Here is a 14,924-nt window from a genome sequence, read left to right on the forward strand (position 1 = left end):
GACTTTTCTGCCCCCAAGCTTAGCTCGGAGGGCGGCGAGGGCTGCGTTGTAAGGGACCTGCCTGTCCCCTATAAAGCCGGACCGGACAAAGCGGGCGGGGGCAATTTCACCCTGCCGAGGAGAGCGTCGAATGCCGTGGAAGAATCAGGGCGGTGGCCCATGGGGCTCGGGTCCGAAGGGACCATGGGGCAACGGCCCGCAACCGGTCGGGCCAAGGCCGCCGGATCTGGAAGATCTTCTGCGGCGCGGCCAGGATCGCCTCCAGCAGATCATGCCGGGTGGCTATTTCTCCGGCATCGGCATCACGCTGATCGTGCTGCTCATCGTCGCGTTCTGGCTGCTGTCGGGCTTCTTCCGGGTGCAGTCCGAAGAGCTCGGCGTCGTGCTGCGCTTCGGCAAGCATGTCCGCACCGTGGAGCCCGGCCTGAACTACCATCTGCCCTATCCAATCGAGACCGTGCTGCTGCCAAAGGCCTTGCGCGTTTCCACCATCTCCATCGGCATGACGCTGATCGACGACCCGGCGCGGCGCGGCCGCTCCATTCGTGACGTGCCGGAAGAGAGCCTGATGCTGACCGGCGACGAGAACATCGTCGACGTCGACTTCACCGTGCTCTGGCGCATCAAGCCCAACGGCGTCGGCGATTTCCTCTTCAACATCCAGAATCCCGAAGGCACCGTGAAGGCGGTCGCCGAGAGCGCGATGCGCGAGGTGATCGGCCGCTCGCAGATCCAGCCGATCCTGACCGGCGCGCGCAACGTTACCGAACAAGGCGTGCAGGAACTAATCCAGAAGACCCTGGACAGCTACGGCGCCGGCATTCAGATCAGCCAGGTGCAGATGCAGAAGGTCGACCCGCCGGCGCAGGTGATCGACGCCTTCCGCGACGTCCAGGCGGCGCGCGCCAATCTCGAGCAGCTGCAGAACGAGGCGCAGACGTATGCCAACCAGGTCGTGCCGCAGGCACGCGGGCGTGCGGCGCAGATCATGCAGGCCGCCGAAGGCTACAGGGAGCAGACCGTCGCCGAGGCCAAGGGCCAGAGCTCGCGCTTCCTGAAGGTTTACGAGGAATACAAGAAGGCGCCCGACGTGACGCGTGAACGGATTTATCTGGAGACGATGGAGCGCGTGCTCGGCGGTTCGGAAAAGCTCATTTATGACGGCGGCCAGTCGGGCCAGGGCGTCGTGCCTTATCTGCCGCTCAGCGAGTTGACGGCCAAGCGGCCGCCTGCAACCGGCCAGCAGACGACCGGAGGCAACCGATGAGATCTCCGGTCACAGGTATCGTCACGCTGCTCGGCCTCCTGCTCGTCGTGATCGTGGGCTACATGTCCCTGTTCACGGTGGCGCAGACCGAGCAGACCATCGTGCTGCAGTTCGGCAAGCCCGTCGATGTCGTTACCGCTCCCGGCCTGCACTTCAAGGCGCCGTGGAATTCGGTGATCAACATCGACAAGCGCATCCTCGATCTGGAGAACCCGTCGCAGGAAGCGATCGCGTCCGACCAGAAGCGGCTCGTGGTCGACGCCTTCGCGCGTTACCGCATCAAGGACGCGCTCCGCTTCTATCAGAGCATCGGCTCGATCCAGGCCGCCAACATCCAGCTCACCACGCTCTTGAACGCTGCGCTGCGCCGCGTGCTCGGCGAGGTCACCTTCATCAACGTGGTCCGCGACGACCGCGAGAAGCTGATGCAGCGCATCCGCGATCAGCTCGACCACGAGGCCGACGGCTACGGCATCCAGGTCGTCGACGTCCGGATCCGCCGCGCCGATCTGCCGGAGCAGAACAGCCAGGCGGTCTATCAGCGCATGAAGACGGAACGCGAGCGCGAAGCCGCCGAGTTCCGCGCGCAGGGCGGCCAGAAGGCCCAGGAGATCCGCTCCAAGGCCGACCGTGAGGCGACCGTGATCGAGGCGGATGCAAGGTCGCTGGCCGAGCAGACGCGCGGCGTCGGCGATGCCGAGCGCAACCGTCTGTTCGCCGAAGCCTACGGCCAGGACGCGGATTTCTTCGCCTTCTACCGTTCGATGGCGGCCTATGAGACCGGGCTGCGCGCGAACGACACCCGCTTCCTGCTGCGCCCGGACTCGGATTTCTTCCGGTTCTTTGGTAACCCGTCCGGCAAGACGGCGACCACGACGCCAGCGAAGCCGTAAGTGAGACAAGGGCGGCAAGTCTGGCCGCCCTTCGTCCAGACAAGAACAGCACAACGGGAGGTTCCAATCCGATGAGGTCCATTGCGTTCGCCGACTTCCTCATCGGTTTGGGCATCCTGTTCGTGCTGGAAGGCTTGATGTTCGCGGCAAGTCCGGCCTGGATGCGCAAGGCCATGAAAAGCGCGATGGCCACGCCGGATAACGTCCTGCGGGCGGTCGGCATTGGTTCGGCCGTGGCCGGCCTGGTCCTGATCTGGGTTATGCGACGTCCAATTTAGCCGTCGCACCAACGCCAAAGTGAAGGCGAGGGACCGGTTTTCGCCTTATTATCCGGGTCTTGAGGCCCGTTAAGGTCCGCGCTTGCGCCGTCCCCCCGTTCGAGCGCAGTCTTGACGTCGAATCCTTGTTTCCTGGAGATCACAATGACCGCTGCCACCATTGCCCCGACCCGTTTGCGCTTAGGGCTGGCCGCGCTCGCCGTTGGCGCTTTCAGCGCACTCGGCACACCGGCCTATGCGCGCGGACCGGATGGCATCGCCGACGTCGCCGAGAAGGTGATTGACGCGGTCGTCAACATCTCGACCTCGCAGACCGTCGAAGCCAAGGGCGGGGGCGGCGGCAGCAATGCCATGCCGCAACTGCCGCCCGGTTCGCCCTTCGAGGAGTTCTTCGACGACTTCTTCAAGAACCGCAAGGGTCCCGGCGGCGGCAGCAAGGGCGGCGAGAACAGCCCGGCGCCGCGCAAGACCAACTCGCTCGGAAGTGGCTTCATCATCGACACGTCAGGCGTCGTCGTCACCAACAACCATGTCATCGCGGACGCCGATGAGATTAACGTCATTCTCAACGACGGGACCAAGATCAAGGCCGAACTGGTCGGAGTCGACAAGAAGACCGACCTTGCCGTGCTCAAGTTCAAGCCGTCGAAGCCGCTGGTGTCGGTGAAGTTCGGTGATTCCGACAAGCTGCGCCTCGGCGACTGGGTCGTCGCGATCGGCAATCCTTTCAGCCTCGGCGGCACCGTGACGGCCGGTATCGTTTCGGCGAAGAACCGTGACATCTCCTCAGGTCCCTACGACAGCTACATTCAGACCGACGCCTCCATCAACCGCGGAAATTCCGGCGGTCCGCTGTTCAACCTCGATGGCGACGTCATCGGCGTCAACACGCTGATCATCTCGCCGTCCGGCGGCTCGATCGGCATCGGCTTCGCCGTACCGTCGAAGACGGTGGCGGGTGTCGTCGACCAGCTCCGCCAGTTCGGCGAATTGCGCCGCGGCTGGCTTGGCGTGCGCATCCAGAGCGTCACCGACGAGATCGCCGAGAGCCTCAACATCAAGCCGCCGCGCGGCGCGCTGGTTGCCGGTGTCGACGACAAGGGCCCGGCCAAACCGGCCGGCATCGAGCCCGGCGACGTCGTCGTCAAGTTCGACGGCAAGGACGTCAAGGACCCGAAGGATCTGTCTCGCGTGGTCGCCGACACGGCGGTCGGCAAGGAGGTCGACGTCGTCATCATCCGCAAGAGCCAGGAGGAAACCAAGAAGGTCACGCTCGGCCGGTTGCAGGATGCCGACAAGGTGCAGGCCGCGGTGAAGACCGACGAGCCTCCGCCTGAAAAGACCGTGACACAGAAGGCGCTCGGCCTCGATCTCGCCGCGCTGAGCAAGGACCTGCGTGCGCGCTACAAGATCAAGGACAGCGTCAAGGGCGTGGTCGTCACCAATGTCGACGCCAATTCGGATGCCGCCGAGAAGCGCCTCTCGGCCGGCGACGTCATTGTCGAGGTGGCGCAGGAGGCCGTCTCCAGCGGCGCCGACATCCAGAAACGGGTCGACCAGCTCAAGAAGGACGGCAAGAAATCGGTGCTGCTGCTGGTGTCGAACGCCGACGGCGAGCTGCGTTTTGTCGCGCTGAGCGTGCAGTAAGAGCGCTCGCTTTCACCTCTCGTCATGGCCGGGCTTGACCCGGCCGTCCACGCCTTGCCATGCGGACGAGCGTAACGTGGATGCCCGGGACAAGCCCGGGCATGACGACGGAGAGGAGGAGGCTACGCCTCCACGAACTCCTCGCGCCGATACCCCTGCGCATACAGCAGCGCGGTGAGATCGCCATGATCGATCCGCGCCGCGGCTGCGGCCGCGACCGCCGGCTTCGCATGATACGCCACGCCCAGCCCCGCCGCCTGGATCATCGCGAGATCATTGGCGCCGTCGCCGACCGCCAGCGAGTCGACGTCGTCGAGATCGAACGACTCCATCAGATCCACCAGCGTCGCGAGCTTTGCCGCGCGCCCCAAAATCGGCTCCCTCACCTCGCCGGTGAACTTGCCGTCGCGGACGACGAGCTCGTTGGCGCGGTTCTCCTGGAAACCGATCCTTGCGGCGACCGCACTGGTGAACAGCGTGAAGCCGCCGGAGACGAGACAGGCATAGGCGCCATGGGCGCGCATAGTCGCGACCAGTTCGCGGCCACCTGGAGTCAGCGTAATCCGCTTGGCCAGAACTTCATCGACGGCACTGGCGGGGAGGTCTTTGAGCAGCGCGACGCGCTCGCGCAGCGCCGGCTCGAACTCGACCTCACCGCGCATCGCGCGCTCGGTGATGGCGGCCACATGGGCCCTCACTCCGACGAAATCAGCGAGCTCGTCGATGCATTCCTGGCCGATCATGGTGGAATCCATGTCGGCGAGAAAAAGCTTCTTGCGCCGGAAGCCGACTGGTTGCACGACGATGTCGATGGGCAGGTCCCCGCGAAGCTCGCGGAGCCGCTGTTCGATGGCGTGACGGTCGCCTTCGAGGTTACTGTCGGCGCCGAACGGGATATCGACTGCAACCCCGTCGAACAGCCAGTGCGCGGGAGCTGCCTGAGGCAGCACGGCGCGGGCGCCATCGACGATGGTCGAGTCGAGCGCGGGATTATTCGGGTTGCAGATCAGCGTGGCGACGAGGGACATTTGAGGTTTTCGTGAGCGAGGGGCAAGTCGGCAGGAGGGATGTTGGCAAGGCGGTGCTTATCGCAGGCCCAACCGCCAGCGGCAAGTCGGCGCTGGCGCTCGAGCTTGCGCTCGCTGCGGGCGGGGTCGTGATCAATGCCGATTCCATGCAGGTCTACCGTGACCTCCGCATCATCACCGCGCGCCCCACCCTTGGCGACGAGGCGCAGGTGCCTCATCGCCTGTACGGCCATGTCGATGCGGCCGTGAATTTTTCGGCCGGTGCCTGGGTGGGCGACGCGGCCAAGGCGCTCGAAGCGGCGAAAGCCGAAGGGCGCCTGCCGATCTTCATCGGCGGCACCGGGCTCTATTTCAAGGCGCTCACGGCGGGCCTTTCCGTGGTGCCACCGATCCCTCTCGAGGTGCGCGAGGACGTCCGGGCGCGGCTGGAGCGGAACGGCGTCGAAGCGCTGCACGACGAACTCGCAGCCTCCGATCCGCGGGCGGCCGAGCGCTTGAACCGTCGCGATCGCACGCGCATTGCGCGCGCGCTCGAAGTGGCCGAAGCCACCGGCCGTTCACTGCTGGACTGGCATCATGAGGGCCAGCCGCCGTTGCTCCCCAAGGACAGCTTTCGCGCGGTGTTCCTCGCGCCCGAGCGCGACGAGCTCTATGCGCGCATCGACGCCCGCTTCGAGGCTATGTTGGGTGCCGGCGCGCTGGAGGAGGTCGAGCGTCTCGCTGCCCGAAACCTCGATCCGCTGCTGCCGGCGATGAAGGCTCATGGTGTGCCGGCCCTGATCCGGCATCTGCGCGGTGAGCTCAGCCTGGAGCAGGCGGCGACCATCGGCCGGGCCGACACCCGCCACTACGCCAAGCGGCAGTTCACCTGGTTCCGGCACCAATTGCCCCAATTCGAATGGGTGAAGCTAGAGGAGACGCGGGGCTGGCTGGCGGCGATAGTGAACGCGGCACGGGAACCCGGTTGACACGCTTTTGTGCCTCGGGCCCCGAATTTACCTCTCGCCCAACCCCGGGAACACCGCTACACTGCCAAAATCGCGCGAGAACGGCTGCATTGCCTTGACATCGGGGCGCTGGCCGCTATGTTTCGCGCAACCTTTGGGAAGCCGGGCACCTGCCATGCGTAACATTATTACTAACCTCCTTATCGCCGTCGTACCCAGGCACACCGCCGGGGGTGGCTAGCTGCCATCCACATGACAGGCGGTGTGCATGGGCCCTCTTCGGGGCCTTTTTTATTTCCCGAAACCGATACGAACGAAGCCGCTGCCAACAGCGCATCCGGAGCAAGCCAATGAGCGAGAAGAGCCACGATCCGAACCAGATGACCGGCGCCGCGATGATCGTCCGCGCGCTCATCGATCATGGCGTGACCGACATTTTCGGCTATCCCGGCGGCGCGGTGCTCCCGATCTACGACGAGATCTTCCAGCAAAGCGAGGTCCAGCACATCCTGGTTCGGCATGAGCAGGGCGCGGGCCACGCCGCCGAGGGCTATGCGCGTTCGACCGGCAGGCCGGGCGTTGCACTGGTGACCTCCGGCCCCGGCGCCACCAACATGGTGACGCCGCTCACCGACGCGCTGATGGACTCGATCCCGCTGGTCTGCATCTCCGGCCAGGTGCCGACGCACCTGATCGGCAACGACGCGTTCCAGGAATGCGACACCGTCGGCATCACGCGCCCCTGCACCAAGCACAACTGGCTGGTGCGCGACGTCAACGATCTCGCAAAGGTGCTGCACGAGGCGTTTTACGTTGCGACCACGGGTCGGCCGGGCCCGGTGCTCGTCGACGTGCCCAAGGACGTGCAGTTCGCGACCGGCACCTATCATCCGCCGCGCAAATCCGACGTGCATCGCTCCTACGCGCCGCGCGTGAAGGGCGATGCGACGCAAATCCGCAAGGCCGTCGCGCTGCTCGCAGGCGCCAAGCGCCCCGTGATCTATAGCGGCGGCGGCGTGATCAATTCCGGTCCCGAGGCGACCAGGCTGCTGCGCGAGCTGGTCGAGGTCACCGGCTTTCCGATCACCTCCACCCTGATGGGCCTCGGCGCATATCCCGCCTCGGGCAAGAGCTGGCTCGGCATGCTCGGCATGCACGGCACCTATGAAGCCAACATGACCATGCATGATTGCGACGTCATGCTGTGCGTCGGCGCGCGCTTCGACGACCGCATCACCGGCCGCGTCGATGCGTTCTCGCCGGGCTCGAAGAAGATCCACATCGACATCGACCCGTCTTCGATCAACAAGAACATCCGCGTCGACGTGCCGATCATCGGCGACTGCGGCAACATCCTCGGCGACATTCTCCAGGTGTTCAAGGCGGAGGCGAAGAAGCCCGACATCAAGGCCTGGTGGCAGCAGATCGCGCAGTGGCGCGCCCGCAACTCGCTCTATTTCAGGAAGAGCAACGACGTCATCCTGCCGCAGCATGCGATCCAGAGCCTGTTCGAGGCGACGCGTGGCAAGGACACCTACATCACCACCGAGGTTGGCCAGCATCAGATGTGGGCCGCGCAGTTCTACGGCTTCGAGGAGCCGCATCGCTGGATGACCTCGGGCGGTCTCGGCACCATGGGCTACGGCCTGCCGGCCGCGGTTGGCGTGCAGGTTGCCCATCCCGACAGCCTCGTCATCGACATCGCGGGTGATGCCTCGGTGCAGATGACGATGCAGGAGATGTCGACGGCTGTGCAGTACGAGCTGCCGATCAAGATCTTCATCCTGAACAACCAGTACATGGGCATGGTGCGGCAGTGGCAGCAGCTGCTCCATGGCAACCGCCTGTCGCATTCCTATTCGGAGGCGATGCCGGACTTCGTCAAGCTCGCGGAAGCCTACGGCGGCGTCGGCCTCCAGGTGCACAAGCCCGGCGATCTCGACGGCGCCATCCAGGAGATGATCTCGGTCAAGCGCCCGGTGCTGTTCGACTGCCGCGTCGCGTCGCTGGAAAACTGTTTTCCGATGATCCCCTCCGGCAAGGCACACAATGAGATGCTGTTGCCGGAGCAGGCGAACGACGAAGCCACCGCAAAGGCGTTCGCCGGCGGCAAGGCGCTGGTGTGAGCGTGATGTTCGACCTGAACGAGCTCGAACGCGCACATGCGATCGTGGGGCAGGCGGTGCCGGCAACGCCGGCGCACGCCTGGCCATTGCTCGCCGAGCGGCTCGGCACGCAGGTCGTGGTCAAGCACGAGAATCACACGCCGACGGGCGCCTTCAAGGTGCGCGGCGGGTTGGTCTATCTCGATCGGCTGAAGCGCGAACGGCCGAACATTCCGGGCATCATCTCGGCGACGCGCGGCAATCATGGCCAGAGCCTCGCCTTTGCCGCGAGCCGCCATGGCGTCCCTGCCGTGATCTATGTGCCACGCGGCAATTCGGTCGAGAAGAACCGCGCGATGAAGGCGTTCGGCGCCGAACTCGTCGAGCACGGCGAGGACTTTCAGGCCGCACGCGAGGAAGCCGGACGCCACGCGCAGTTCGCCGGGCTGCACATGGTGCCGTCGTTCCATACGGACCTGGTGCTGGGCGTGGCGACCTATGCGCTCGAATTGTTCCGGGCCACGCCGGATCTCGACATCCTCTATGTGCCGATCGGGCAGGGTTCGGGGATCTGCGGCTGCATCATGGCGCGCGATCTGCTCGGCCTGAAGACCGAGATCGTCGGCGTGCAGTCGACCGAGGCGCCGTCCTACGCGCTGTCGTTCGCGGCGGGCCGGGTCGTGACCACCGAGACCAGCAACACGCTCGCGGACGGCATGGCGACGCGGATTCCCGATCCGGAAGCGCTCGCGGTCATCCTCAAGGGCGCCTCGCGTATCGTCCAGGTGACGGACGATGAAATCGCGCTCGCGATCCGTGCGCTCTGGACCGACACGCACAATCTCACCGAAGGCGCCGGCGCCGCCGCGCTCGCCGCGGCGCTTCAGGACAAGACAACATTGTCGGGAAAGCGCGTCGGTCTCGTGCTGTCCGGCGGCAATATCGATTTCGATCTGTTCCGCGGTTGGGTCGGGACGGATGCGCCGGTCGCTCATCGGGCGACGGCGTAACGACGAGAATGAAGGGGACGACAATGAACCAGCCCGCATCCGCCTATTTCATCGAGGAGCGCCACGACCCGAACGAGACGCATACGCTTTCGGTGCTCGTGCAGAACGAGCCCGGCGTGCTCGCGCGCGTCATCGGACTGTTCTCGGGGCGCGGCTACAACATCGAGAGCCTCACGGTGTCGGAGACCGAGAGCCAGAAGCATCTCTCGCGCATCACCATCGTCACCACGGGTACGCCCATGGTGATCGAGCAGATCAAGCATCAGCTCGACCGCATGATCCCGGTCTATCGCGTCGTCGACATGACGCTGACCAAGCGCTCGATCGAGCGCGAGCTGGCGATGGTCAAGGTGCGCGGGCAGGGCGAGCATCGCGTCGAGGCGCTGCGGCTGGCGGACGCGTTCCGCGCCCGCGTGATCGATGCCACCACCGAGAGCTTCGTGTTCGAGATCACAGGCAATACAGACAAGATCAATCAGTTTATCGACCTGATGCGTCCGCTTGGCCTTGTCGAAGTGTCGCGCACCGGTGTTGCCGCGATTGGTCGCGGGCCTGAAGGAATGTGAGCCATGCTGGCGCGCGACTGGTATTACAACGAGCGGAACCGGATGGGGATCGGGCCTGCAGTGGCCTCGATCTACGACAGTCATGACGATGCCGATCTACGGGCGCGCGCCGCGCTGAAAATGCTCGGCGTCCAGCGCGGCTGGCGCATTGCCGATATCGGTTGCGGCAACGGCGTACTCGCGACCGAGGCGGCGCTGATGGGCGCCGAGGTCGACGCCATCGACATCTCGCCCGCGATGCTGGCGCTCGCCGAGATCTACGCGCGCGACCGCAAGGCGCCCGTGCGCACGCAGTCCGCCGGCCTGCTCAGCTTCGCCTACCGGCCGGAATCCTATGACCTGATCGTCAGCGAGTTCACGCTGCACCATCTGCCGGATTTCTGGAAGGCGGTAGCCATGTCGCGGATCTATCGCGCGCTCAAGTCCGGTGCCACTTTCTATTTGCGCGACATCGTCTACGCCTCGATGCCCGATGCCGTCGAGCGCGACGTCGACCAATGGGCCGACTTTGAGATCAAGAACCATGATGTCCCGCGTGAAAGTGTCGTCACCCACATGCGCGACGAGTATTCCACTTTTGGCTGGGTCATGGAGCGGATCCTGACCGACGTCGGCTTCACGCTGGTCTCGGCCGATTACCACGCCCCGATGCACGGCACCTATCTGCTGCGGAAACCCAATTCCTCCACGTAACGGCCGGCGAGCAAGGCTCGACCAGAACAACAAACAGGGCTGCACGACAGGGCAGAACCGGGAACGACAATGAAGCCGGCCGACATCCTCATCGCCATCCTGGTGGCGGTCATCTGGGGGCTTGCCTTCGTGGCGAGCCGGATCGCGCTCGACGAATTTTCGCCGGAGCTGATGACGGCGATGCGCTTCACCATTGCCGCGGTGCCGTGCCTATTCATTCGCAAACCGAAGATTGCCTGGTCGCTCCTGATCGCGATCAGCTTCACGCTCTTTCTCGGCCAGTTTCTGAGCCAGGCCTATGGCATCGCTCACGGCGTGCCCGTGGGGCTGACCAGCGTCGTCGTGCAGAGCCAGGCGCTGTTCACGATCGGCTTTGCCGCGATCGCATTCGGTGAGCGGCCGACGCCGGTGCAGACGCTGGGCATCGTCATCGCAGCAATCGGCCTTTTGATGATCTGCGGCACGGTCGGCTATGATTTCAGCGTCGGTGCCTTCGCCGTGCTGATGATCGCGCCGGTCAGCTTTGCAGTCGGCAATATCTTGTTGCGGGGCGCCCGCGGCGTGCCGATGTTCGATCTGTTCGCCTGGTTGTGCCTCGCCACCGCGGTGCCGCTGTTCGCGCTCACGCTGGTCGTCAACGGACCGACGCCGACCTGGCAGTCGCTGGTCCACATGTCGCTCACCGGCCTCATTTGCTTGCTGTTGATCGGCGCCATCTCCACCAGCATCGCCTATTGGCTGTGGGGCCGGCTGCTGCGTGACTATCCCCCTGCGCAGGTGGTGCCGTTCGCGCTGCTGGTGCCGTTCGTCGGCTCGGCCGCGTCCAGCATCGTGTTCGGGGAGCGGTTCGGCCCGCTGCGCCTCGCCGGCATGCTCACCGTGATCGGCGGTATCGCGGTGATGGTGCTGGCGAAGCGTCCGCAAGTCCTGCCGAAGACCGCGTGAGGTGACTATGGCCTATTCGCTCTTCTATGCCTTCCTCGCCTTTATGGTGGTGATGTATTTCACGCCCGGGCCGAACAACATCATGCTGCTGGCCTCGGGCCTGACCTACGGCTTTCGGCGCACCATCCCCCACATCGCCGGTATCGTCATCGGTTTTGCTTTCATGATCGCCGCCGTGGGCCTCGGGCTCGGCACAGTGTTTCTGGCCTATCCAATCCTGCAGACCATCCTGAAATATGCCGGCGCGGCCTATCTGATTTACCTCGCCGCCGTGATTGCTTTGTCCGGCCCGACCACGCCGGACGGCGAGACCGGCCGCGGCCCGATGACCTTCTGGGGCGCGGCGATGTTCCAGTGGATCAACGCCAAGGGCTGGGTGATCGTGATCGGCACAATCACTGCCTACGCGGCGATTGCCCGATTCCCCATCAATATCGCGATCCAGACCCTGGTCAGCCTACTCGTCGGCGCGGTCTCGACCGTGGTCTGGGTCCTGTTCGGCACTGCACTACGGCCGGTGCTGACCTCCGAGCGGCTGGTCCGCGCCTTTAACATCCTGATGGCGATCCTGCTGCTGGCGTCTCTCTACCCCGTCGTTATGGATGCATGATGCCTCAGCTTTCCATGCAGAAACGGGTTTCCCAGGGGGCCGAAAATGCTCTAGACAGCCCCCGAAATCCGCAAATTTCACCGTCCGAGACCTGACCGACAAGACCTGACCAACGGCCGATTCCGGCCCCTGAACGAGGAAACGACCATGCGTGTTTATTACGATCGCGACGCCGACCTGAACCTGATCAAGGGCAAGAAGGTCGTCATCGTCGGCTATGGCAGCCAGGGCCACGCCCATGCGCTGAACCTGAAGGATTCCGGCGTCAAGGACGTGGCGATTGCGCTCCGCAAGGGTTCGGCCTCGGCCAAGAAGGCGGAAGCTGCCGGCTTCAAGGTGATGGAAGTCGCCGACGCCGCCAAATGGGCCGATCTGGTCATGATGCTGACCCCGGACGAGCTCCAGGGCGACATTTACCGGGAGCACCTGCACGACAACATGAAGAAGGGCGCCGCGCTCGTCTTCGCGCACGGTCTCAACGTCCACTTCAACCTGCTCGACCCGCGCGCCGATCTCGACGTTCTGATGATCGCGCCGAAGGGCCCCGGCCACACGGTGCGTTCGGAATACCAGCGTGGCGGCGGCGTGCCCTGCCTGATCGCGATCGCCAAGGACGTCTCGGGTAACGCCCACGACCTCGGCCTGTCCTACGCCTCCGCCGTCGGCGGCGGCCGTGCCGGCATCATCGAGACCACTTTCAAGGAAGAATGCGAGACCGACCTGTTCGGCGAGCAGGTCGTGCTCTGCGGCGGCCTGGTCGAGCTGATCAAGGGCGGCTACGAGACGCTGGTCGAAGCCGGCTACGCCCCGGAGATGGCCTATTTCGAGTGCCTGCACGAAGTGAAGCTGATCGTCGACCTGATCTATGAAGGCGGCATCGCCAACATGAACTACTCGATCTCCAACACCGCGGAGTACGGTGAGTACGTCACCGGCCCGCGCATCGTCACCGACGAGACCAAGAAGGAGATGAAGCGGGTTCTGAACGACATCCAGTCCGGCAAGTTCGCCCGCGACTGGATGCTCGAGAATAAGGTCAACCAGACCTCGTTCAAGGCGACCCGCGCCAAGCTCGCCGAGCACCCGATCGAGGAAGTCGGCGCCAAGCTGCGCGACATGATGCCCTGGATCAAGAAGGGCGCGCTGGTCGACAAGTCGAAGAACTAAGCGGCCGTTCGGATGCGGCGTATCGGTTGCGCCGCATCCGGACACGAGCGAAAACACAAGCTTCGCTCGCCAAACCAATTCTTAAATCTTCGCGATTATATTCGAGCGAGATCGCAACCAGCGGTCTCGCTCTTTTCGTCTCGCGCGAAGCATTGCTGCTTCATTCAAATTCTTCGCGAGCTGAAGTGCTCCCTGAGCATGAAGAACTGACGCTTAAACCACATTCTTGGTCTCGGGTTGTTTTCAGAATTTCTCAGAAGCTCCCGATCCTCAAAAGCCCAGCGTCTTCAGGGTCAAGGATTCGGCTCTTCATCCATACCTTCAGGATGCAATCAATCGCACGTCGCGAGGTTCGCACCTCGCTTCAACTTAAGAACTGACACCCGCGGCGTCTCCTTGAGCGGTGGACGGCATTGCGCCCCGGCACCTTTCGCCTGCATGATCGCGGGAGCTCTTGGGGAGGAAGATCATGCGATCCGTCGTCGTCACCGGCGCGTCCACCGGCATCGGCTGGGCCATTGCGAAGTTTCTGATCGGGCGCGGCTATCGTGTTTTCGGTAGTGTCCGCAAGCAGGCCGATGCGGATCGGCTCATGGGTGAATTCGGTACGAACTTCACGGCGCTGCTGTTCGACGTCACCGACGAGGCGGCGGTCCTCGCGGCTGCGCGAAAAGTCCGCGAGGCGCTGGGCGGCGAGACGCTGGCCGGTCTCGTCAACAACGCCGGCGTCGCGGTCGCCGGTCCCGTGCTCGAATTGTCGGTCGACGACTTTCGCCGGCAGATGGAGATCAACGTCATCGGCCCGGTCATCGCGACGCAGGCCTTTGGGCCGCTGCTGGGCGCCGACCCGTCGCTGGAGGGACCGAAGGGCCGGATCGTGATGATCAGCTCGGTCGCGGGCAAGAACGGCAATCCGTTGTCGGCGCCTTACTGCACCTCCAAGCATGCCATCGAAGGTCTGTCGGAGAGCTTGCGCCGCGAATTGATGCTGTTTGGCATCGACGTCATTATCGTCGCACCCGGCGCCGTCAAGACGCCGATCTGGAGCAAGGCCGAGCAGATCGATCTTTCGGTCTACCAGAACTCGCCTTATCTGCCGGCGCTGAACAAGGTCATGGCGTTCATGATGAAGCTCGGCGAGACCGGGCTGCCGGCCGAGCGGATCGCCGAGGTCGTTTTCGAGGCGCTCACCGCCGAGAGGCCCAAGGTTCGCTACCAGATCACGCCGGACCGGATGCGGCATTTGATGACGGCCACGCTGCCCAAGCGTGTGGTCGACCGCATCATCGCCAAGCGGCTCGGGCTGCTGCCGCAGGGCTGAGCCTCCGAGGTGAGACCATTGCCGGACAGGTGATCAATTTCCGATCGTGGGAGCGTCTTGAGATGCCGGCTTATGTGATTTTCGACGTCGAGATCAGGGATTTGCAGCAGTACCAAAGCTTCATGTTGGGCGTGAAGCCCGCCCTGGAGGCCGCTGGAGCTCGATATCTGGCGCGAGGGGGCGCCCACAAGGTCTACGAGGGAGACTGGCAGCCCCGCAGGATCGTTCTGCTGGAATTCCCATCCGTCGCAGCCTGGGAGGCATTTTACACAGGCGCGACCTACCAGGGACTCAAAGCGGTCCGGGACGCTTGCAGTTCTGCCCGCCTGGTCAGCGTCGAAGGCCTCGACTAGACGGCAAGTCGGTTCTGCACTGCGGGATTTGCCCTAGGGACGAATTGGGCCCGGAGACCGATCGGCTTCCGCTAACATTAAGCGAAGGTCGGAC

General features: G+C 64.2%; 15 protein-coding genes. 14 read left to right on the top strand and 1 reads right to left on the bottom strand.

From position 1 onward, the window contains the following. Positions 1-130 precede the first annotated feature (130 nt). The 4 genes from hflK to BcanWU425_RS11375 all read left to right on the top strand — a co-directional run bounded on the left by hflK (position 131) and on the right by BcanWU425_RS11375 (position 4,085). The gene (hflK, locus tag BcanWU425_RS11360; RefSeq protein ID WP_007600977.1) at positions 131-1,267 is read left to right on the top strand and encodes an FtsH protease activity modulator HflK; all 1,137 of its coding nucleotides are present in this window, start codon (positions 131-133) and stop codon (positions 1,265-1,267) included. Then, entirely contained in the window at positions 1,264-2,160 is an 897-nt protein-coding gene (gene hflC / locus BcanWU425_RS11365; RefSeq protein ID WP_018454336.1) for a protease modulator HflC, read from the top strand. Before hflK ends, hflC begins: the two co-directional genes overlap by 4 nt. Before the next feature lie 71 nt (positions 2,161-2,231). Then, positions 2,232-2,438, top strand: a complete 207-nt coding sequence (locus BcanWU425_RS11370) for a DUF2065 domain-containing protein (protein ID WP_018454337.1) — start codon at positions 2,232-2,234, stop codon at positions 2,436-2,438. 144 nt (positions 2,439-2,582) lie between these two features. Beyond that, the gene (locus BcanWU425_RS11375) at positions 2,583-4,085 is read left to right on the top strand and encodes a Do family serine endopeptidase (RefSeq protein ID WP_018454338.1); all 1,503 of its coding nucleotides are present in this window, start codon (positions 2,583-2,585) and stop codon (positions 4,083-4,085) included. 122 nt (positions 4,086-4,207) lie between these two features. Here BcanWU425_RS11375 and serB read toward each other — a convergent pair whose 3' ends face one another. Further along, positions 4,208-5,113 carry a phosphoserine phosphatase SerB gene (serB, locus tag BcanWU425_RS11380; protein WP_204512040.1) on the bottom strand — a complete coding sequence of 302 codons (906 nt, stop codon included), beginning with the start codon at positions 5,111-5,113 and terminating at the stop codon, positions 4,208-4,210. Between the two features lie 11 nt (positions 5,114-5,124). Here serB and miaA point away from each other — a divergent pair, with 11 nt between their 5' ends. From miaA to BcanWU425_RS11430, 10 genes are all read left to right on the top strand, one after another. Then, complete coding sequence (gene miaA / locus BcanWU425_RS11385; RefSeq protein ID WP_231190455.1) at positions 5,125-6,081, top strand: tRNA (adenosine(37)-N6)-dimethylallyltransferase MiaA; 957 nt, start codon at positions 5,125-5,127, stop codon at positions 6,079-6,081. Positions 6,082-6,410: 329 nt separating this feature from the next. Further along, on the top strand, positions 6,411-8,186 hold the full coding sequence (locus BcanWU425_RS11390) for an acetolactate synthase 3 large subunit (protein ID WP_204512038.1): 1,776 nt from the start codon (positions 6,411-6,413) through the stop codon (positions 8,184-8,186). A gap of 5 nt (positions 8,187-8,191) precedes the next feature. Then, entirely contained in the window at positions 8,192-9,175 is a 984-nt protein-coding gene (locus tag BcanWU425_RS11395) for a threonine dehydratase (RefSeq protein WP_204512037.1), read from the top strand. Positions 9,176-9,198: 23 nt separating this feature from the next. After that, entirely contained in the window at positions 9,199-9,741 is a 543-nt protein-coding gene (gene ilvN / locus BcanWU425_RS11400; RefSeq protein WP_007613340.1) for an acetolactate synthase small subunit, read from the top strand. A 3-nt stretch (positions 9,742-9,744) separates the two neighbouring features. Next, complete coding sequence (locus BcanWU425_RS11405; protein WP_204512036.1) at positions 9,745-10,434, top strand: class I SAM-dependent methyltransferase; 690 nt, start codon at positions 9,745-9,747, stop codon at positions 10,432-10,434. 69 nt (positions 10,435-10,503) lie between these two features. Then, positions 10,504-11,379: an EamA family transporter gene (locus BcanWU425_RS11410; protein ID WP_204512035.1), complete on the top strand. Its 876-nt coding sequence runs from the start codon at positions 10,504-10,506 to the stop codon at positions 11,377-11,379. Positions 11,380-11,386: 7 nt separating this feature from the next. After that, positions 11,387-11,989, top strand: a complete 603-nt coding sequence (locus tag BcanWU425_RS11415; RefSeq protein ID WP_204512034.1) for a LysE family translocator — start codon at positions 11,387-11,389, stop codon at positions 11,987-11,989. Positions 11,990-12,136: 147 nt separating this feature from the next. Then, positions 12,137-13,156, top strand: a complete 1,020-nt coding sequence (ilvC, locus tag BcanWU425_RS11420) for a ketol-acid reductoisomerase (RefSeq protein ID WP_204512033.1) — start codon at positions 12,137-12,139, stop codon at positions 13,154-13,156. Positions 13,157-13,625: 469 nt separating this feature from the next. Continuing rightward, positions 13,626-14,477: an SDR family oxidoreductase gene (locus BcanWU425_RS11425; protein ID WP_018454345.1), complete on the top strand. Its 852-nt coding sequence runs from the start codon at positions 13,626-13,628 to the stop codon at positions 14,475-14,477. 62 nt (positions 14,478-14,539) lie between these two features. Then, positions 14,540-14,830, top strand: coding sequence for a DUF1330 domain-containing protein (locus tag BcanWU425_RS11430; RefSeq protein WP_018454346.1), 291 nt, complete (start codon positions 14,540-14,542; stop codon positions 14,828-14,830). Positions 14,831-14,924 lie beyond the last annotated feature (94 nt).

Origin of the sequence: Bradyrhizobium sp. WU425 (assembly GCF_021052305.1) — a bacterium.
Taxonomy (GTDB): domain Bacteria; phylum Pseudomonadota; class Alphaproteobacteria; order Rhizobiales; family Xanthobacteraceae; genus Bradyrhizobium; species Bradyrhizobium canariense_D.